The 21248-nt window shown below is 37.9% G+C and carries 21 protein-coding genes; 13 read left to right on the top strand and 8 right to left on the bottom strand.

Annotation, left to right across the window (positions count from 1 at the left end):
* Positions 1–24: 24 nt before the first annotated feature.
* Entirely contained in the window at positions 25–1179 is a 1155-nt protein-coding gene (locus B9T25_RS12410; protein WP_086188725.1) for a phospholipase A, read from the top strand.
* 454 nt (positions 1180–1633) lie between these two features.
* Here the strand turns inward: B9T25_RS12410 and B9T25_RS12405 are convergent, their stop codons facing one another.
* The 5 genes from B9T25_RS12405 to B9T25_RS12385 all read right to left on the bottom strand — a co-directional run bounded on the left by B9T25_RS12405 (position 1634) and on the right by B9T25_RS12385 (position 6633).
* On the bottom strand, positions 1634–2974 hold the full coding sequence (locus B9T25_RS12405) for a TrkH family potassium uptake protein (RefSeq protein WP_086188724.1): 1341 nt from the start codon (positions 2972–2974) through the stop codon (positions 1634–1636).
* Positions 2975–2977: 3 nt separating this feature from the next.
* Positions 2978–3628 carry a potassium channel family protein gene (locus B9T25_RS12400; RefSeq protein WP_086188723.1) on the bottom strand — a complete coding sequence of 217 codons (651 nt, stop codon included), beginning with the start codon at positions 3626–3628 and terminating at the stop codon, positions 2978–2980.
* A gap of 400 nt (positions 3629–4028) precedes the next feature.
* Positions 4029–4157 (bottom strand): DUF2474 domain-containing protein, encoded by a 129-nt coding sequence (locus B9T25_RS14595; RefSeq protein WP_086188722.1) that lies wholly within the window; start codon positions 4155–4157, stop codon positions 4029–4031.
* 18 nt (positions 4158–4175) lie between these two features.
* Positions 4176–5180, bottom strand: coding sequence for a cytochrome d ubiquinol oxidase subunit II (gene cydB, locus B9T25_RS12390; RefSeq protein ID WP_086188721.1), 1005 nt, complete (start codon positions 5178–5180; stop codon positions 4176–4178).
* Positions 5173–6633, bottom strand: coding sequence for a cytochrome ubiquinol oxidase subunit I (locus B9T25_RS12385; RefSeq protein WP_086188720.1), 1461 nt, complete (start codon positions 6631–6633; stop codon positions 5173–5175). Before B9T25_RS12385 ends, cydB begins: the two co-directional genes overlap by 8 nt.
* A gap of 392 nt (positions 6634–7025) precedes the next feature.
* On the opposite strand from B9T25_RS12385, the gene B9T25_RS12380 reads away from it, so the two are divergent.
* The 3 genes from B9T25_RS12380 to B9T25_RS12370 all read left to right on the top strand — a co-directional run bounded on the left by B9T25_RS12380 (position 7026) and on the right by B9T25_RS12370 (position 9089).
* The gene (locus B9T25_RS12380; protein WP_086188719.1) at positions 7026–7841 is read left to right on the top strand and encodes a hypothetical protein; all 816 of its coding nucleotides are present in this window, start codon (positions 7026–7028) and stop codon (positions 7839–7841) included.
* A gap of 172 nt (positions 7842–8013) precedes the next feature.
* A complete protein-coding gene (locus B9T25_RS12375; RefSeq protein WP_086188718.1) occupies positions 8014–8397 on the top strand; it encodes a CidA/LrgA family protein in 384 nt (127 codons plus the stop codon).
* Complete coding sequence (locus tag B9T25_RS12370) at positions 8394–9089, top strand: LrgB family protein (RefSeq protein WP_086188717.1); 696 nt, start codon at positions 8394–8396, stop codon at positions 9087–9089. Before B9T25_RS12375 ends, B9T25_RS12370 begins: the two co-directional genes overlap by 4 nt.
* Before the next feature lie 203 nt (positions 9090–9292).
* On the opposite strand, the gene ilvA is transcribed toward B9T25_RS12370, so the two are convergent.
* Entirely contained in the window at positions 9293–10831 is a 1539-nt protein-coding gene (gene ilvA / locus B9T25_RS12365; protein WP_086188716.1) for a threonine ammonia-lyase, biosynthetic, read from the bottom strand.
* A gap of 106 nt (positions 10832–10937) precedes the next feature.
* On the opposite strand from ilvA, the gene rpiA reads away from it, so the two are divergent.
* The 8 genes from rpiA (at position 10938) to B9T25_RS12325 (ending at position 18902) form a co-directional block, all read left to right on the top strand.
* Positions 10938–11609, top strand: a complete 672-nt coding sequence (gene rpiA / locus B9T25_RS12360) for a ribose-5-phosphate isomerase RpiA (RefSeq protein WP_086188715.1) — start codon at positions 10938–10940, stop codon at positions 11607–11609.
* Between the two features lie 132 nt (positions 11610–11741).
* Positions 11742–12437: a M48 family metallopeptidase gene (locus tag B9T25_RS12355; RefSeq protein ID WP_086188714.1), complete on the top strand. Its 696-nt coding sequence runs from the start codon at positions 11742–11744 to the stop codon at positions 12435–12437.
* A 171-nt stretch (positions 12438–12608) separates the two neighbouring features.
* Positions 12609–13715, top strand: a complete 1107-nt coding sequence (locus tag B9T25_RS12350; RefSeq protein ID WP_086188810.1) for a sensor domain-containing diguanylate cyclase — start codon at positions 12609–12611, stop codon at positions 13713–13715.
* A gap of 114 nt (positions 13716–13829) precedes the next feature.
* Complete coding sequence (argC, locus tag B9T25_RS12345; RefSeq protein ID WP_171262786.1) at positions 13830–14885, top strand: N-acetyl-gamma-glutamyl-phosphate reductase; 1056 nt, start codon at positions 13830–13832, stop codon at positions 14883–14885.
* A 72-nt stretch (positions 14886–14957) separates the two neighbouring features.
* Positions 14958–15716: a DUF6776 family protein gene (locus tag B9T25_RS12340; RefSeq protein ID WP_416202365.1), complete on the top strand. Its 759-nt coding sequence runs from the start codon at positions 14958–14960 to the stop codon at positions 15714–15716.
* Positions 15717–15734: 18 nt separating this feature from the next.
* Positions 15735–16148: an ATP-dependent Clp protease adapter ClpS gene (clpS, locus tag B9T25_RS12335; protein ID WP_086188712.1), complete on the top strand. Its 414-nt coding sequence runs from the start codon at positions 15735–15737 to the stop codon at positions 16146–16148.
* Positions 16149–16157: 9 nt separating this feature from the next.
* A complete protein-coding gene (clpA, locus tag B9T25_RS12330) occupies positions 16158–18434 on the top strand; it encodes an ATP-dependent Clp protease ATP-binding subunit ClpA (RefSeq protein ID WP_086188711.1) in 2277 nt (758 codons plus the stop codon).
* Positions 18435–18548: 114 nt separating this feature from the next.
* Positions 18549–18902, top strand: a complete 354-nt coding sequence (locus tag B9T25_RS12325) for a YnfA family protein (RefSeq protein WP_086188710.1) — start codon at positions 18549–18551, stop codon at positions 18900–18902.
* 142 nt (positions 18903–19044) lie between these two features.
* Here the strand turns inward: B9T25_RS12325 and argF are convergent, their stop codons facing one another.
* The gene (argF, locus tag B9T25_RS12320) at positions 19045–19965 is read right to left on the bottom strand and encodes an ornithine carbamoyltransferase (RefSeq protein ID WP_086188709.1); all 921 of its coding nucleotides are present in this window, start codon (positions 19963–19965) and stop codon (positions 19045–19047) included.
* A 113-nt stretch (positions 19966–20078) separates the two neighbouring features.
* Positions 20079–20729, bottom strand: coding sequence for a TetR/AcrR family transcriptional regulator (locus B9T25_RS12315; protein WP_086188708.1), 651 nt, complete (start codon positions 20727–20729; stop codon positions 20079–20081).
* A gap of 246 nt (positions 20730–20975) precedes the next feature.
* On the opposite strand from B9T25_RS12315, the gene B9T25_RS12310 reads away from it, so the two are divergent.
* The coding region (locus tag B9T25_RS12310) for an isocitrate lyase/phosphoenolpyruvate mutase family protein (protein WP_171262785.1) at positions 20976–21248 on the top strand (273 nt) is incomplete at its 3' end.

Below are 21248 nucleotides of genomic sequence, written 5' to 3'. Positions count from 1 at the left end.
AATAACAAATAGGGGTAAGTCAATATGGCGTTCAAAAAAATTGAACGCACTACTTTGCAACTGAGCATGATCATGCTCAGTTCATTGTATGTGGCGAATGTACATGCCGTGAATCCAGAGTCTTTGGTTACGCCAGCAAGCCCAGAAGCATGTGCGGCATTAGAATCTAATGCAGATCGTTTGGGTTGTTACGATACTTTGTTTAAAGTACCTGAAGCAGCAAAAACCGCATTTCTTTCTGAACGCCAAGCCGCGAATGAACTTATTCTTAAACCCACTGAACCCGAAACGCTGAAAGAAAAAATTAGTCATGGTGTGAGTAATATCTTTGCTGTTGAAGGTCCAGCAATTAACCCAAATACATCTTTGCTGGATAAGCGTTGGGAGTTATCTGCTGCTAGTAAATTGGGAACATGGAATATTCGTGCGCATCAGCCTGTTTATCTCATGCCAGGTTTCTGGACCTCTGATAAAAACGAACGTCCATCTAGTCCGAACGAAAACAATACTGTGCCAGTTGATGATGAACTCAACTTAACTTCTATGGAGGCTAAGTTTCAGCTCTCTTTAAAAACCAAAGCTGTTGAAAGTCTATTTGGGGATAATGGGGATATTTGGTTAGGCTATACACAATCATCACGTTGGCAGGTTTATAACGGTGATGAATCACGTCCTTTCCGTGAAACCAATTATGAACCTGAAGCAAGCTTAATTTTTCGTACCAATTATGAAGTATTGGGCTTAAATGCGCGCTTACTGGGTTTGACATTCAACCATCAGTCGAATGGTCGAGCGGATCCATTATCACGTAGTTGGAACCGCATCATGTTAAATGTTGGTTTTGAGCGTGATAATTTTGCCTTGATGTTACGTCCTTGGTATCGCATGGAAGAAGATGCGAAAGATGATAATAATCCCGATATTAAAAATTATGTTGGTCGCGGTGATTTAACTGCATTTTATCGTTGGAATGATCATGATTTTTCACTCATGTTACGTCATTCTTTAAAAGGTGGTGATGATGCGCACGGTGCTGCGCAGTTTGATTGGGCATTTCCAATTAGTGGTAAATTACGTGGCTATGTTCAATTGTTTGATGGTTATGGGGAAAGCCTGATTGATTATAACCATCGTGCAACTTATGTGGGCGTAGGCGTGTCACTGATGAATTGGTACTAAAATTTATTAATACCTTAAAAAGCGCCTTCATTAAAGTAATGCCAGTCAGTTAAGAAATTGACTGGTTTTTTATTTTAAATTCATGATGTTATTTGATACGCGGAAACGTCATCCGCAACTTGCACAATAAATAAAGCACGGCTTTATTTATTGTGCAAGGCAATACGACTTTGAAAAAGTAAAGTTTCTGTGATTAATTGATCGATAAAAAGTATTTGACGAGTTTTGCGGTGAGGCGCACTGCGCCGCAAGATATCTTTCTTGCGAACTCAAAATATATTTTGAGACTTCTTATTTGGGCTTATCTAAAGTAATAGATGAACTCCAAGGATTTGATTTAAAGAGATAAGACTCTGTCGTGAATAACTAAAAAGTTAAGGAGTTAATTGTAAAACTCCTTAACTGATCAGCATTAACACCATTGAGTGGTTTTTTTGCTTAAAGTAGAAGTAATCTAACCAATTTGAATATCAGTCGGAGGATGTTTTAAGCGACTCTTTTTAGGCGTGGCGATCAGATAAGCTAGAGTGAGTGGCCCTAAACGACCGGCGAACATGAGTAACATTAACGCGACTAAACTCGCGGGTTGAAGTTCACCGGTGATGCCACGTGATAAACCTACGGTACAAGCAGCAGAAACGGCTTCAAACAATAAATCTAAGAATTCTTTATCGGGCTCTAAAATAAGGAGCGTCAGTAGCCCTAAAAATATGAGGATTCCAGTGATTGAAACGACAGCGAAGGCTTTAAATGAGGTCGTTTTTGACACAGAATGGTTAAATACACGGAGTTCTTCAGAGCGACGTAAAAAAGTAACTACACTGAGGATGACAATAATAAAAGTACCCACTTTAATTCCACCAGCAGTACTGAGTGAGCCACCACCAATAAACATCAATACCATCGTCACTAAGGTTGAAGCATCGCTCATACTTGCCATATCTAAGCTATTAAAGCCAGATGAGCGCGGAACAGTCGCATGGAACCAAGCATTGACCGCTTGATCACCCAGACTCATACCTGCAAGCGTTAGTGGATTACTCGCTTCTAAAGCCCAAATCACAATAAAGGCAATAAGGTTTAATCCAGCAATCGTTGAAAGTATTAATTTACTGTTTGGACTCATCTTTTTCCAACGACGCGCGCGCTTAATATCCATCAGTACAACAAAGCCGATGCCGCCAATAATGTAGAGCATGCTAATGGTAAACGTAATCAAATAATGCTCTGAAAAGCTCATTAGACTATTCGGAAAAAGGGAAAAGCCGCCGTTATTAAATGCTGAAACGCTATAAAAAGCGGCATAGAAAAAGGCATGCGCAAAATCGTATTCTTGCATCCAAGCAATGGTTAAAATGACAGTACCAAGCGCTTCAAAGAACAAAGAATATAAAAGGACACCTTTAATGGTAAACGATACTTTCGATAGACTGGTTTGTCCAATCGTCTCTTGTGCCATCACTTGCTGTTTTAAGCCAATATTGGATGATAGACTGAGTGCTGCAAGAATGGCAAAGGTCATAAAGCCCAAACCACCACATTGTAGCATCAGCATAATAGTCACCTTACCAAAAGTGGTATAGGTTTCACCGACATCAACCGCTGAAAGACCAGTAATAGTGACAGCAGAGGTAGCTGTGAATAGAGCATTAACCCAAGATAACTCACCATAATGAGCAATCGGTAATTTGAGTAATAAAGTACCAATCAAGATAAAGCTTAAAAAACCCAGTGCCAGTAAACTGGGAGGGCTGAGGTTAATCGTATTTTGCTTTTTATTGTGTAATGGATTCATATTTTATTTAAACCGTGCAGAAAGTTTTCGTAGTGCTTCAAGCTCTCCTTCAACCACCAGAATATCCCCAACTTGTAATATTAAATTTGGATCAATACTAAATAGAATTTCCTGTCCACGCTTATGTAAAAGGGTTTTAATCTCGGATGCGTGATCCATAAGATGATTGAATCGTTCGCCATTGAGGCTATCTTTAATTTCAATTTTGACAATGAAATGATTGTCCTCTAAATCCATATATCGACTGATCATGGGGTAACTGAGGGATTGTGCGACGCGGACGCCCATATCTTCTTCGGGATGAATGATTTTGTTGACCCCAAGGTGGGTTAAAATCATGTGATGGGATTTGGATTTAGCCTTGGCCCAAATCTTTTTAATGCCTAAATTTTTAAGATGCAGTACGCATAAGATACTGGCTTCAATATTTTCACCAATGGCGACCAAAACAGCTTCACAATTTTGAATATTGAGCTCGTTGAGTACGTGTTCGTCGGTTGCATCGGCAATGACCGCGTGTGTAATTTGATCTGAAATACTTTCAACAAATTTCTTATTGCTGTCGATACCAATCACATCATGATTTAAACTCACAAGTTGCGTGGCTATTGTGGCACCAAAACTTCCTAATCCAATTACTGCAAATTGAGCCATGCACGCATTCCTTATCCATTTTTATGTGATTTTGATTCATAAAGTATATCTGCAAATCGGCATTCATTTTATAAGGTTATGGTTTATTCATCTATTCGTCTTACAAAACTATATATAACAAAAGTTTATTTTAAGATCGAACATCTTACAAAAAGAAAATGAATAGATAACTTGCATATTTTTATTAGCTTTCCAAGTCTCATTTTCAATCGGTAGTTTTAGACTATTAGCCAATTTTTTAGATTTATACGTCAGAATTCAGGTCATCATAATGTAGACAAAATATGGATAGATCACTCTATCCATATTTTTTATCATAGTTGACTACTGTAACAAGTCCATTCAGTCTAAACCTGAAAACTATGAATGAGGCTTGATTGTATTAAATTATATGAAAAGGCTATGACGGATAAGCAAGATATAATAAAAATCGGAATAGCCCTGCAATGAATGCCAATCCTAGAAATCCAACTAACCATAGGACAATAAACCATTGGCTTGAATTCATTTTAGACATCAGTTTGTTCATTTAAAATGTCTCCAAGAATTAATGATAACCCTCATCGCCAATACGAACTTTGTCACGAAATACCCAATAAGACAGGAAGGTATAGGTAATAATGATAGGGATCAAAATGACTGCACCGACTAAGGTAAATTTTAGACTTGATTCTGGTGATGCTGCTTGCCAGATGGTCACAGATGGCGGAATAATATTTGGCCATAAACTGATAATAAAACCGGTAAAGGCTAAAAATACCAGTGCCAACGTATAGAGAAACGGTTTAATATCTTGTTGTTTTTTGCAAGCAGAGATAATAAGCCATACAAAAAGGAGCACTAAAATTGGTACAGGGCTGAAATAGAAAACATTGGGTAAAGAGAACCACCGTTGTGCAATTTCAGGGTGGGTAAATGGGGTATATAAGCTGACACCTGCAAAAATAATCAATAATGCAATGATTAACCTTGGTATAAGTTGATACATGGTGTGCTGTAAGTTTGCTTCCGTTTTTAGAATCAACCAACCACAACCTAGTGCCGCATACATTGCAACTACGCCTATTCCAGAAAAAATAGAAAATAGTGTCAACCAATCCCACGCACCACCACTGTAAAGTCCATGGGTGGTTTCAATTCCCTGAATATAAGCGCCAAGAATCACGCCTTGAAAGAAACTGGATAGAATCGAACCCCAAATAAAGGCTTGATCCCACAAGTATTTGGTACGCGTTGCTTTAAAACGAAACTCAAATGCAACTCCACGGAAAATTAAAGCCACCACCATGAATGTAATTGGTAGATAGAATGCGGAAAGAACAGTTGCATACGCCAAGGGAAAGGCAGCATATAAACTCGCTCCTCCCAGAACCATCCATGTTTCGTTACCATCCCAAACAGGGGCAACGGTATTCATCATCAGATCACGTTCCTGATGATCCTTGATAAATGGGAACAGAATCCCAATTCCAAGGTCAAAACCATCCATAACGACATAAATAAGGACACCTAGACCGATAATACCGACCCAGATTAAAGCCAGATCAATCATGATGTTTCTCCTTAGCTTGATCTGTCGTTGATGTTTGATCATCAAGTATTTCATCCACAGCACTCAATGGACGTAATGGGGTTTTAAAATGACCAAGACCGGCTGTTTTTTCAGGCTGTAAACTGTCTAAGAAAGCAGGGCCTGTTTTAATCAGTTTGAGCATGTAGTAAATGCCGCTGCCGAATACTACGGTATAGACCAACACAAAAATAATAAGACTAAGACCGACTTGATCTGCCGTGACGGAGTGAGATAAACCATCCCGAGTACGCATCACGCCATAAACCACCCACGGCTGACGACCGACTTCAGTAGTAACCCAGCCTGCTAATAAGGCGACATAGCCAGTAGGACCCATGATGATGGCAAATTTATGGAACCATGAGCTTTCATACAATGAACCTTTTTTACGTAACCATAATGAAGTCAACGAGAGTAGTACCATTAGCATTCCTAGGCTGACCATGACACGAAAGCTCCAAAATACAATCGGTACATTTGGACGGTCTTCAGCTGCAAAATCTTTTAAGCCTGTGACCTGACCATCTATAGAGTGAGTTAAAATTAGACTGCCTAGATGAGGAATTCCGAACTCTACTGCATTGCGTTCATTTTCCATATCTGGAATTGCAAACAGCAACAGTGGCATTGCATGATCACGATTGGTTTCCCAGTGTCCCTCAATTGCTGCCAGTTTTGCAGGTTGATGTTTTAGAGTGTTTAAACCGTGGTGATCGCCAATAATCACTTGTAAACATGAGGTGATTAGAACCATCCATAAACCCATAGAGAATGATTTTTTAACCAAATCATCACGACGCCCTTTGAGTAAATGCCATCCTGCTGTACCGACCACTAGTAGAGATGACACGAGGAATGCCGCGGTAGCCATATGGGCAAAACGGTAGGGGAAGGAAGGATTAAAGACAATAGCCCACCAGTCGGTGGGTACAATAATACCATTTTCAATGGCAAAGCCTTGTGGGGTCTGCATCCAACTGTTAGAGGATAAAATCCAGAACATGGAAATACAGGTGCCAATGGCTACCATGAGCGTTGCAAAAAAATGTACTTTTGGACTGACTCGTCCCCAACCAAACAGCATAATGCCGAGGAAGCCGGCTTCAAGAAAGAAAGCACTTAGCACTTCATAGGTCAGTAAAGGACCAGTAATACTGCCTGCTATACGTGAGAATTCACTCCAGTTAGTACCGAACTGATAACTCATGACGACGCCTGATACCACCCCCATACCAAAGGCAACGGCAAAGATTTTAATCCAGTACTTGAATAAATCTTTATAGATCGGGTCTTGAGTACGCAACCATTTCCACTCTAGTACCGCAAGGAAACATGCCAGACCAATAGAGGTTGCAGGGAAAATAATGTGAAAAGAAACAGTAAAAGCAAATTGTATGCGTGCTAATTCTAGAGCAGTGAGTCCGAGGCTCATATCACGCTCCAAATTTCAGTAGATCATGCAGTTTTACATGACGGATAGAATAACGGTCAGTTGATAAAACAGCACAAAAAGTAAGAGATCGTTTCATTTAAACCACTGATCAAGAGAAATTAATTCATCTTGCATGACAATTTAAATGATGAATAGGTACAGAAATTTGCTTAAAAAAATATAACAGTTTGAGCAGTGAATTTTAGAACTGTTATATTTTTTTCCAATGTTTTTGTAGCTATACATTTGATCAGCATCACGACAAAATCTATTCTAGTCTCATGAGTGGCTATTTTTTAATGCATCAAGTTGGGATCGGACATGACGGATCAGCATTGAATGAGAAGGCGAAATACTCATGAAATATAGGTTCGAAGTGAAATGGTGATGCAATGTTTGTTACAGAGAAATTGAATACACTCTCAGAACTCATAGAAACAAGGAGTTTTTCTGAGCAATTAGAGAATATATTGCAACAGCAATATGTCAATTTAGAAGCAACATTATTACGTGCCAAAGTTTTACGTGAATTTTCAAAGCTTAAAGTTCATTATATTATTCAATCTGAAATTCAAGCAGAGCAGGCAAGCTTAGCTTTTCTTTTTTCACCTTTTATTTTAGCGAACCTGAATAAAGCAGTGATTTATAATACAGCTGCAACGCTACCTGTTCTTAATATTTTGAATAATTATTATCAGGCAGAAAAAAATCAGAATGTAAAAATAGATGAAGTTTTGAACACTTTAAATATTTATTTAGATTTAAGTTTTACGGAATTAGAGGAAAGTGATTTTTTATATCTGTCTATTATTAAAGCCCTATGTAGAGCGGATGTTTCAAGTATTTTTATTATTACAAATTTGGAAATTAATCCTAAAATACGAGAAGAATTAGAAACATTTTTTAAAGTGAGTATCCGCCTGATTAGTACACAGCATCAGGAAAATATTATTGATAGTCGTGAGTTGAATACGCGAAAATTGTTTTTTAAAAATAAAGATGCAGACTATATTAAACTTTGTGGAAAATTCTCAGAAATCAATTCTGAATTGCTTCAGTATTGCGATATTTATAATACAGAGCAAACTATTAATTTGATTGAAGATATGTTCTATAGTGAACATATTTATGAAAAATTATCTGTTTATGCTGAATATATGCAAACCTGTCTACAACATCAAAATTCTGTATTTAGTCTTCGTATTTAATTGTGTTAAAGCAATGAATTACTTTTAGGTTTGGCCAAATTTTTATCTGTGATTTAAGTTTAATACGTATTTTGATATGCAGTTTAGAGAAAAATCTGTGTTTAAAATTTATAAACACATCTTCACTTGGTCTTTTAAAGAAACTTGTACAAGTTGAGTACATCATTAAATCATGTTTAGTTTATTCTGTTTAAAGCAATTGCAAGTCACGTTATTACAGATTCTTCTGATTTTGTTGGTTTGGGGATTTGCTTATACTATTCAAAAATTTTTACATTTGCCAATTGCATCAGGTGTATTGGGTTTCTTTATTTTATTATTTTTGCTTGAAACACAGTGGATTCGACTGGAACAAGTGGAACATGGTGCTAATCTAATTTTAACTGAATTGCTTTTGTTTTTTATTCCGCCTGTAGTTGGAGTAATTCAGTATCAAGAATTACTCATCATTAGTGGATGGAAAATTGTCATGGTGATTTTCATTAGTACCTTTATGGTAATGGCAAGTTCGATGCTTAGTGTCAGAATATTGATGAAACAGGATGAGGTTAAATAATGTCATTTTGGGGCGTATTTTTCTTTATATGGACGCTAGTATGTTATTTCTTTGCCAAAAAATTATTTATAAAAACAAGAAAGATTTATTTTTCTCCGATTATTGTCGTTCCTATATTTAGTATTTTAAACATTATTATTTTTCAGCGTACTTTTCAGGATTATTACACTTATACTCAATACTTAGTAGCAATGCTCGGGCCAATTACTGTGGCATTTGCTATCCCTGTATTTAGATATAGAACGATGATCCGTAAATATTTTAAAGTTTTAATCATCACATCTAGTATTTCTATGTTGGTCGGTATTTTAAGCACTTGGTTCTTGGCAAGCGCACTAAATATTGAGCAAATCGTAAAAAATAGTTTATTGGCACGCTCAATTTCTATTCCCTTTGCTTTAGTGTTGACTGAAAAAATTGATGGCTCTATTAGCCTTATTCCACTTTTTACTGTAATTACAGGATTAGTGGGTATGTTATTTGGAGACCTATTTTTGATGTGGATGAGATATCAGCATCGGATTGCTTATGGTGCTGCATTTGGTAATGCTGCACATGCTATGGGAATTGCTCGGGCACAACAACGTCATTCAGAAGAAGGGGTTGTGGCAAGTTTGTCGATGATTATTTCTGGCATTATTATGGTTTTATTTGCACCATCCGTAATTGCATTGATTAAAATGTTGCCATAACCAAGTGAGTATAAAATACTCCGTTAAATGAGTGTGGAACCGTTTGAGAATAATATGATATATATCAGTAGATCTCTTTCATAAATAATTTTTCACTCAGCTTCGTACTTGAATTCATTTTTATTTTATTTTTACAGGCTATTCTTTTGAATATACAAAAAATAGCCTGTAAAAATACAGGCTATTTTTAGAATCTAAAAATTTTATTTTAAGAAACGTTGATAACCTAAATTATTGGTAATTTCAGCATATGGATAAGTGATCTTTTCCAATGTTTCAATTAATCCATCTGGGTTTTGTTTGGCATCGGTTGCTTCAAGACCAACCAAGACACGACCTTCAGCCGCACCATGATTACGATAGTGGAATAGGGTAATGTTATGCGTTGGCCCAAGACGTTCTAAGAATGTCAATAAAGCACCCGGACGTTCTGGGAATTCTACGCGGAATAAACGCTCATTTTCGATATCAGCATGACCACCGACCAAATAACGAATATGCAATTTTGCCACTTCGTCATCAGATAAATCATCGACATCATATTGTGCTGTTAAGGTGTCATAAATGTCGTGACGTTCCTTTTCACCGCCTTTTAAGCTAATACCGACAAATACTTGTGCGGCACTAGAATTGCTGGCGCGGTAGTTAAACTCAGTGATATTACGACCTTGCAGAGCACGACAGAAATTAAGGAAAGAACCTTTTTCTTCAGGAATAGTCACGGCAAAAATGGCTTCTTTACGCTCACCGAGTTCGGTTCGTTCCGCAATATAACGTAGGCGGTCAAAATTCATGTTGGCACCGCATACAATCGAAACCATGTTTTTATGTTCTAGACCATGTTGTTCGACATATTTTTTAATTCCTGCTAGTGCCATTGCGCCAGAAGGCTCAACAATACTACGACATTCATCATAGGTGTCTTTAATGGCAGCACAAATTTCATCTGTATTGACCAGAACGACATCACGTTCAACAATTGGACCTGAATTATCAGATTTTTGTAGTTGGATCACTTGAAAAGGTTTTTCACCAATTTGTGCCACCGCCGTGCCATCGGCAAATAAGCCGACTTGTGGCAGAATCACACGTTCATTGGCTTCAAATGCTGCTTTGAGGCATGCAGATTCATCATATTCCACAGGAATGACTTTGACATGTGGCGCAACATCCCCTAAATAAGCGGCAACACCAGCAATTAAACCGCCACCGCCCACAGCAACAAAGACATAGTCAACATCACGCCATTGACGCAAAATTTCATTGGCAATAGTACCTTGACCTGCTATGACCAATTCATCGTCATAAGGTGGAATAAAGGTCATACCTTCTTCAGTTGCACGTTGAATAGCGTATTTATTGGCAACATCAAAAGAATCGCCATGTAAAACCACTTCACCACCTAAGCGTTTCACCGCTTGTACCTTAATGTCCGGTGTGGTTTTTGGCATTACAATAATGGCACGAATTCCCAGTTTTTGACCAGATAGAGCCACACCTTGCGCATGGTTGCCTGCTGAAGCTGTAATAACGCCACGTTCTAACTGAGATTTCGGCAATTGACTAATACGGTTATAAGCACCGCGTAGTTTGAAAGAAAAGACAGGTTGTAAGTCTTCGCGTTTAAAGCGAATATTATTGTTTAGTTTTTCACTAATTCGTGGCGCTGCTTCGAGTGGAGTTTCGATTGCAACGTCGTAGACCGTTGCTTGTAATATTTGTCGAACCAAACGAGACAGCATGTTAATTTTCCATCTAACAGTTTAAAATAGATTTTTATTGTAACAAACCCCTGTACATTTGGGCTGCTTAATCAGCAACAAATGTCAAAAATAGTTGAGCCAAATTATGAGTCTGTATGCGACCCAAGATGAAAAGAAACAAGCTGCCGCGAAAGCTGCTTTAAAGCACTTGCCGAAGGGTGGTATTTTGGGTGTAGGTACAGGAAGTACTGTGAACTTCCTCATTGAATTATTACCAGAACTACAATTGGAAGCTGCTGTTGCAAGTTCTGAAGCGACTGCACAACGCCTTAAAAAATTGGGTATTGAAGTGGTTGATATGAATCACGTCGGTGGTTTGGATGCCTATGTTGATGGTGCGGATGAAATTGACCGTCATATGCATATGATTAAAGGTGGTGGAGCTGCATTGACCCGTGAAAAAATTGTCGCTTCGATTGCGAAGAAATTTGTATGTATTGTTGATGATTCTAAATGGGTAGAGCAATTGGGTCATGATTTCCCATTACCTGTAGAAGTGATTCCAATGGCACGTTCTGCTGTGGCGCGTAAAATTGTGAGTCTAGGTGGTGACCCTGTATATCGTGAAGGTGTCATCACCGATAATGGCAACGTAATTTTAGATGTGCATAACTTCAACATCTTAAATGCTCTTGAACTTGAAAGAACCTTGAACAATATTCCAGGCGTTGTAACCAATGGCATCTTTGCAATTCAAAAAGCAGATATTGCCATTGTGGCAACCAACAACGGTATTGAAGAACGTACTGCGGTTTAATTAATCCTCCCAGCCCTCCTTTTTAAAGGATGGGCTATCCATTTTTTATGAATAATGGCTCTTCCCCTTAACAAAGGAGGAAGAGGGGGATTTAAATATATTTACTTCTTAAGCCCCAGATTAACTATAAAAATGACCTTAAACCAATTACCTGAAATTAAAATTGTCCGTCATGCTCGGTCGACGCGATTACGCTTACGTGTTGAACCGACTCAAATTCGTTTAACTGCACCTGTATTTTGTAGTAAAAAACAGATTCAAAATTTCATGGATCAATCAGAACAATGGTTAGTCAAAACTTGGCAAGAGCAGCAGCAGAAACGAGAAATACAGATACAAAATAGGGTGCTTCCTACAGAACTTAGACTTTTCAATTTAGAACAACCTTTACAGCTTAGCTATCAAACACAAAAACAATCTTTTATTTTTGATCATGAAAACTTACAACTAGTAATGAGTGATCGTCATCCCGAACAATATTTAAAGGCTTTTGTCATAGCCTATGCAAAGCATCATCTTCCTGTTTATTTAACGCAAGTGAGTAGTGAAACTGCACTAAAATATGGTCAATGTGCTATTCGTCAACCTAAAACACGCTGGGGAAGTTGTACATCTAAACACGACATTATGTTGAATAGTGCTTTAGTATTTTTTCCGAAAGAGGTTGTTAGATATGTATGTGTACATGAATTAGCCCATACCCGATATTTTGATCATAGCTCACAGTTTTGGGCTCAGGTTCAGTTGCATGACCAAAACTTTCAGCAGCATCGGAAGATACTAAAACATGAACCATTACCTTATTGGTGGTTTTTGGGTAAAAATTGATCTACACTGTGGCTTGATTTTTCTTTTTAAGAAAAGATTGGGCCTATATAAAAAATGATTCAAATTCATGTGTTGAACCCTTCCTATCCCGTATCGTAATAAAAGAACTCAGATGTGAATTTTGCAGATATTCATTATTTCGTATTAATTGTTCCGAGCTGTCTCATCTTGATGGGTAGTCTGTTCTTAATTTGTCATTTTTTCTTCAAAGCACCACATTATTTGTTGTGGTTGGGCATGGGGTATATTGTTCCAGCATTTGCTTTGGCAGCACAATGTTTAATGTCGAATCAACAAATGACGATGTCTTCCCCTATACTTGGAATCATGTATTTGTTTGGTGCTTGGGCCAGTGCTTATGCTATGGCTTTAAGAAAAAATGCACAGGCGCATTCTAAACTTGCATGGGTATTAATTGTGATAATTACTGCCTTGCTTGGTTATTATGCCTTTGTCGATGAACAACTATGGATACGCATGCTGATTTTGAATTTGGGTGTCGCGATTGTTCAGTCCTTGGTTCTTATCTCAATGTTTGCCCATTTTAAACAAAATGATTGGTTAAATAAAATCGTTGATCTTTCATATCTGTTTATTGCATTTTATACCTTTGTCCGTAGCTTGATTATTTTCCTATTTTTAAAAAATATTGAAGTCAGCATGCTTTCTACTTCGGTTTGGTGGTTGATGATGTTGGCTGCCAGTATTTTATTGAGCATGTGGTTTGCTATAGTTCTATTGGGTACTATGGTGCGAGATATTATTTCTAAACTCAATGAAGAGCGCTCACGAGATTCGTTAACTTATTTGCTTAATCGGCGTGGTTTTTATGACTTTGCAAAAGTAAATTTGGCGCAACTACCAGTAAAAAAATATTTTTTATTGATGTGTGATATTGATCATTTCAAAAAAATTAATGATAGCTATGGACATTTAGTCGGCGACCAGATTTTGCAACAAGTGGGAGTAATTATTAGCCAAAACGTGCGTGAAAATGACTTGGCTGGACGTTTTGGTGGGGAAGAATTTATTATTTTATTGCAAGTTGAACAGGTCTCTAGTGCGTATGAAATTGCTGAACGTATACGCGTTGCTATTGAGACTGAATTATTTTCAGAGAAAAAAATATCTATCACCGCAAGTTTTGGTCTTACTCATGTAGAAAATAAAAATTTAACAAATACAATTGATATTGCAGATAAATTATTATACGACGCAAAACGGGCAGGGCGTAATTGTGTTGTTTTAAACATGTATGAAACAGAGAAGTATGGATAATAAAGCGGTTAGTAATGGTGAGAAAATATCACTAAACCAAGCAAAACAGTTTAGAAAACCTAAACTTCCTGTCATACTAGATAGTTACGAAATGGGTATTTTAGAATAGAGGGAATGATCGTGATTTCAGTTGGTATTGTCGGTGGTACAGGTTATACAGGCGTTGAATTGTTGCGTCTTTTACTACGACACCCAAATGTGCAAGTCAATGTACTGACATCACGTACTGAAAACGGCCGCCGTGTGGATGACATGTTCCCAAGCCTGCGTGGTCATACCGATCTTTGCTATTCAGATTTAAATATCGACGAACTTAAACAATGTGATGTGGTTTTCTTTGCAACGCCACATGGCGTGGCAATGAAGCATGCTGTGGAACTGGTTGCAGCGAATACTAAAATTGTCGATTTAGCAGCAGACTTCCGCTTACAAGATTTAGAACAGTTTGAAAAATGGTATGGTTTAGAACATGCTTGCCCAGATATATTAAAAGATTCGGTTTATGGTTTGTCAGAGCTGAATCGTGACAAAATTAAACAAGCCAATGTGATTGGGAATCCGGGTTGTTATCCAACAACTGTACAATTGGGTTTAGCGCCATTATTTAAACATAGCGACACATTGGTGAAACCTGAAAGCATTATTATTGATGCAAAATCAGGTGTTTCAGGTGCTGGGCGTAAAGCAAGTTTAGGCATGATTTATTCGGAAAATGCCGATAACTTTAAAGCTTATGCTGTGGGCGGTCATCGTCATCATCCTGAAATTGTGGAAGCATTGGAAAATATCTCAGGTCAAAAAGGTGTATTCAATCACATCGTATTTGTGCCACATTTAGTCCCAATGATCCGTGGCATGCTCAGCACGATTTACATTGATTTAACAGATGCAGGTGATGCTGTAGATTTGCAAAGCTTGTATGAGCAATTCTATGCGAATGAGCAGTTTGTTGATGTGATGCCCGTAAATAGTTCACCTGAGACACGTTCCGTTCGCGGTGCAAACCAACTGCGTATTGCATTGTATAAACCACAGCCGAAAAAACTGGTTGTTTTATCTGTACAAGATAATTTAGTGAAAGGTGCTGCTGGGCAAGCGGTACAAAATATGAACTTGATGTTCGGTTTTGCTGAAAATGCAGGTTTAGAAGGGATTGGTTTATTACCATAAAAAACGTTTTTCAACTTCACACACATTTAGATTTGGATTTAAATGTGTGTTTTGAATGAATCAAAATAAGAGATGACGATGCTGGATACTGAATTAGATACTCCGTCACAACAGAGCCCATTAAGTAAAAAGCCTTTTTTAAAGGGTAATTTACCTTTGGCGATTGGTGCTGCAATTTTGGTTGTAGGTAGTGGTTTTCTTGGCTATTCAATTGGGCATCGGCAAGGTCTAACCATTGTAGGTTTTGAAGCTGATGCAGAACAACTTGTTGAGGTTGTGCAAAAGCAAAAGAGTAGCTTAGAAACACTGAATAAAGGCTTGAATTTAGCAGTACAAGAGCGTGATGTTGCGGTGAGTAATTCAAATGATTTATTTGCCGCGCTGAATCAAGCACATGTAGATAAAACTCAGTCTGAAGGTTTGGGTGCAATTTATCGTGAAGTATTGCGTCAACGTGGCGGTTTAAGCCTAACCATACAGAATATTGGAATTAAACCGTTACCTGATAACGCTTATGAGTATGAACTAGACTTGGTACAAGTGAGTCCTAATAAACGTAGTGCATCTGGTAGTGTTGAATTACGTTTAATTCAAGGTACGGAAGTTTTAGTTGTACCTATGGACGACAAGAATTTCAATTTTCAAGATTCTGAGCGTTTAACTGGACGTTGGACCATGCCTAAAGGCTTTACGCCACAGTTTATTGAAGTTCATTTAACTGGAACCAGTACCCCTGTGATTAAGAGGTTCAGTTGGGGCCGTGGAAAACCGATAGAAAGTCAATCTGCATTTATCTCTGATATTCCTCAAGCAGAAGCCAATGCAAAATAAATGTGAATTTTAAATCCTATGCGTATGAATAAACGTCAAAATTGTTTAAATGACATCAAAAATTCTTTTCATCAATCTGGATATGTCGATTGGCATATTAGTCCACGCTTAAGCAATGAAACGCATGAGGAAGTAGAGGGTGATATTGCAGTACAAGCCGCGAAACCTGAATTAAAGCGTCCACCTATGTATTGTGTTGTTTTAATGAACGATGATTACACACCAATGGACTTTGTAATTGAAGTTTTACAACAATACTTCGCTTTGAATCTTGACCAAGCCACTCAAGTAATGCTAACTGTACATTATGAAGGGAAAGGTATCGCAGGCGTTTATCCACGAGACATTGCGGAAACAAAAGCGAACCAAGTAAATAATTATGCTCGGTCACAAGGTTATCCATTGCTTTGTCAGATTGAGCCAAAAGATTAAGGGGATTACATGCTCAGTCGTCAATTAGAAGTATCTTTACGTTTGGCTGTTAGCATGGCTCGTCAAAAGAGACATGAGTTTCTGACGGTTGAACATTTATTGTTGGCGTTACTTGATAATGACTCTGCTGTAAATGCGCTTAAAGCGTGTGGTGCGGACATTATTGTTCTTCGCAAAGAATTGGAAGAATATGTTGAACAACATACCCCAAAATTAGGCGAACATAGCGATCAGGCACCACACCCGACTGAAAGTTTTGATCGTATTTTGCAACGTGCAATTTTCCATGTGCAATCTAGCAGTGGTGATCGTACAGTTGAAGGTGCGGATATTCTTGTTGCGATGTATTCTGAACGTGACTCATTTGCTGTTTATTTACTTAAACGCCATCAAATTAATCGTTTAACTTTAACTCAATATTTGTCTCACGGTACGCGCAAAGAAGAAGTGCAAGCCGAAGAAGAAGTTGAAGAATTGGATGGTGAAACATCTGCTTCTGCAAATGCAGGACCACTTGATTTATATACCACTAATTTAAATGTGGAAGCTCAAAAAGGCAAAACTGATCCTTTAATTGGTCGTGAAAAAGAAATTGAACGTGCTGCGCAAATTTTATGTCGCCGCCGTAAAAATAATCCTTTGTTGGTCGGTGATCCTGGTGTCGGTAAAACATCGATTGCTGAAGGTCTGGCTTGGCTGATTGTTAATGGTAAAGCACCGAAACCTTTAGCTGATGCAGAAGTATTTAGTTTGGATATTGGTGCTTTGGTGGCAGGTACAAAATATCGTGGTGATTTTGAAAAACGTTTAAAACAACTTTTAAATGCTTTGAAAAAGAAACCAGAAGCTATTTTATTTATTGATGAAATTCATATGATTATTGGTGCAGGCTCAAGTATGGGCAGTACCATGGATGCATCAAATTTAATTAAGCCAGCGCTGTCGAATGGCTCACTACGTTGCATTGGCTCAACGACTTTCCAAGAATATCGTCAAGTCTTTGAAAAAGATCATGCTTTATCACGTCGTTTCCAAAAAATTGATGTCAATGAGCCTTCTATTTCTGAAACGATTGATATTTTACGTGGCTTAAAATCTAAATTTGAAGATTTTCATCATGTGAAATATGACGATAGAGCATTGGTTTCAGCGGTAGAGTTGTCAGCGAAATTTATTAATGATCGCTTCTTGCCAGATAAAGCGATTGATGTAATTGATGAAGCAGGTGCACAGCGCCGTTTGAAAGCTGAGCAAGATGATAGTTTAATTACAGTAGAAAATATTGAAGATATCATCTCCAAAATTGCGCGTATTCCACCAAAAACCGTATCGAAAGATGACAAGACGGTATTAATTAATCTTGAGCGTGATTTGAAACGTGTGGTCTTTGGTCAAGATACGGCAATTGAAGCACTCGGTTCTGCCATTAAATTATCACGTGCTGGTCTGAAATCACCAGATAAACCTGTTGGTAGCTTTGTATTTGCAGGTCCTACAGGCGTGGGTAAAACCGAAGTAACCAAGCAGTTGGCAAAACTACTAGGTGTAGAATTGGTTCGTTTCGATATGTCTGAGTATATGGAACGTCATGCTGTTTCACGTTTAATTGGTGCACCTCCGGGTTATGTTGGTTTTGACCAAGGTGGATTGTTGACCGATGCTATTCATAAAAGTCCACATTGCGTCTTGCTACTGGATGAAATTGAAAAAGCACATCCAGATGTCTTTAATTTATTACTGCAAATTATGGATCATGGTGCATTGACCGATAACAATGGTCGTAAGTCTGATTTCCGTAATGTGATTCTTGTTTTAACCACCAATATTGGGGCGGACAGTATTTCTCGTGCCAGTATCGGTTTTATGGAACAAGACAATAGTAATGACAATAAAGATGCAATGAAGAAGGCATTCTCACCGGAATTTCGAAATCGTTTGGATGGAATTATTCAATTTAATGCATTGCCGACGACGGTAATTGAAAATGTAGTTGATAAATTCTTAACTGAATTACAAGCACAACTCGATGATAAACAAGTCGTTCTCGATGTCGATCAAAGTGCTCGCGAATGGATGGCTGAGAATGGCTATGACCGTTTAATGGGTGCTCGTCCAATGCAACGTTTGATTCAAGAACATTTGAAAAAACCGCTTGCTGAAATGATTTTATTCGGTGAGCTTGCTGAACATGGTGGTAATGTTGCTGTTTCTGTAAAGCAAGAGAATGGTAAGGCAGTAGGATTGAAACTCGAAGTATTTGAAGACCAAACTGCTGAACCCGCATAATTAGATTCGATGATTAAAATAACCCGTGTTCGCACGGGTTATTTTGTTTTTATTCACCCTCATCCCAACCTTCTCCCAAAGGGAAAAGGTGAAAACTGGCCTATATAGAAAGTTATGGATATTCAAGTTACCAAGGTGATTACGACATTTTGCCTTTTTTTTGTCACAGCGATTGCAGAAATTTTAGGTTGTTATTTTCCATATTTAATTTTAAATCAAGGCAAGTCACACTGGTTTTGGCTTCCGACTGCGTTAAGTCTGGCTGTATTTGTATGGTTACTAACTTTACATCCTGCTGCATCAGGCAGGATTTATGCAGCTTATGGTGGAATTTATATCTTTACAGCTTTAGTCTGGTTACGTTATGTCGATCATGTGGTGTTAACCCGTTGGGATGTTTTGGGTGGTCTGGTGGTCATATTGGGTGCGATGATGATTATTTTGCAACCTCAAGGCTTGATACGTTAGTTATCTAACGTGTCAAGTGAAGCGAGTAAAATGAACCTTCATTTAAAAATTTGGTTATAACAATCATAAAATTGATGGTCTTATTTTAGTTGTTTGAGTAAAAAAAAGCACCCGTAGGTGCTTTTTAAGATTTTTTAATTGTTTAATCTTTCTTTGAATTTTCATTGAGTAAAAATTCAACCAAAGCTTTTTGTGCATGTAAACGGTTTTCTGCTTCATCCCAAACCACTGCATTTTTATGGTCGAGCAGATTTTCAGAAATCTCTTCACCACGGTGCGCAGGTAGGCAGTGCATAAATAAACAATTTGAATGTGCTAAATCCATGAGTTTTTCATTAACTTGGAAATCAGAAAATGCTTTTTCACGAATTTTTTGCTCTTCTTCTTGTCCCATGCTGGCCCAAACATCAGTCACAATAAGGTCTGCATTGACTGCTGCATCTTCTGCTGAATCGACAAGTTCTACACAGTGTGCAAATTCTGACAAGAATTTTTCTTGTGGTTCATAACCATTAGGGGTGGCAATTTTTAATTTAAAGCCCCACATGTGCGCTGCTTCAATATATGAATTACACATATTGTTGCCATCACCAATCCATGCCACGGTTTTACCTTCGATAGAACCACGATGTTCAAGGAAAGTTTGCATGTCAGCAAGAAGTTGGCAAGGGTGATGATCATCAGTTAAAGCGTTGATGATGGGTACTTTTGAATAAGAAGCAAAGCGTTCTACGATGTCATGACCAAAAGTACGGATCATAATAATATCAAGCATGCTTGAGATCACACGTGCAGAATCTTCAATCGGTTCACCGCGACCAAGCTGTGTGTCACGGGAAGATAAGAAAATTGCACTACCACCGAATTGACTCATACCTGCTTCAAACGAAACACGTGTGCGGGTACTCGATTTTTCAAAAATCATGCCCATAACTTTACCGACAAAAGGTTGGAACACCTCATTACTATGTTGCTTGCGTTTAAGTTCAATCGCGCGCTGCAAAATTTGGTTAAGTTCTAAAGTCGATAAATCGCGTAAGGTTAGAAAGTGACGTAGAGCCATGATTACTCCACAATAATTGCTGAATAGAAAACAAAACAACAATTAGTTGTTGGTTAGTGAGTGAAAAAGGGAATCGGCTAATATACTACAAGGAGCTGAGATTGCAAAAGAAACTATACTTTTTGATGGCCTTCTAAAAAGCGATCAACGCAATAACTGATGTATTCGATTGTTTCTTGGTCATTTTCTTGAATTGGAATACCCATGAGAACGCGCCATTCAATATTACGGATAATTCCAAAATATAATTGAGCAGAATAAATAGGTTGTTTACAGTTAATAATACCGAGTTCATCTGCTTTGGTTAGTGCACAAGCAATTGCCATTTGAATATGTTTTGGACCTTGTTCATGAATATACAGAGCCAGTTCTGGGCTGCGCTGAGTCCGTTCAATAATTAAACGTAGGAATGCAGCATTTTCTGGAAGAACGAGGTGGTGCTTAAAATTTATTAGGGTTTGAACTAAGTAGGAACGAAGATCATCTTTACCTTGTTCAAAAGGCACACAGATATCTTTAAAAAATTGCTCGCGACGATAATCACAAATTGCAGTAAATAAACCTTCTTTATTGCCAAAAAATTTATAAATTGAGGCTTTAGAGCCACCGGCATGATGAACGATATCGTCTAGAGATACTGCATCATAACCACGTTCTAGAAATAGTTCATTTGCGCTAAGCAAAAGCGATAGGCATCGTTCATAACCACGTTTTGTTTGTGGAGTATCTCGAGCTAAAGGTTCTAGTTGAACTAATTCTTGCATATGGCGTATAGAGTCAATAATTAGAAAATGAAAACATTTGCAATGATAGCAAAAATATGAGCACATTTCTTAAAATAAAGAAGTTGTCTTGTTTTAGTCACAATTATGAAAAATGGAAATAACACTATAGGTTTAATGAATATTTGACTAAAGTTTTAGAGTAGATGTTCTAAAAAGCCATAGATCTGACTATGTTTATGGCTATACTCGAAATTCAATAAATAAAGTGAAACTGTGGAAAGGGAAATGACAGAACAAAAGTCTGCAGGCTTAAGATTCAGACAAGCACTGGAAGTAGAAAAACCATTACAAATTATTGGCACAGTGAATGCCTATGCGGCCATGATGGCAAAAGAAGTGGGTTATAAAGCCATTTATCTATCGGGTGCAGGTGTTGCCAACTATTCTTATGGCTTACCTGATTTGGGAATGACCAGTTTAGACAATGTTCTTGAAGATGTTCGTCGTATTACTGAACGTGTTGATACACCGCTCTTGGTCGATATTGATACAGGATGG

Origin of the sequence: Acinetobacter sp. ANC 4470 (genome assembly GCF_002135335.1) — a bacterium.
Lineage (GTDB): Bacteria > Pseudomonadota > Gammaproteobacteria > Pseudomonadales > Moraxellaceae > Acinetobacter.
Note: the sequence above shows the minus strand (reverse complement) of the source record. Positions and strands in the feature narration are given on the sequence as shown.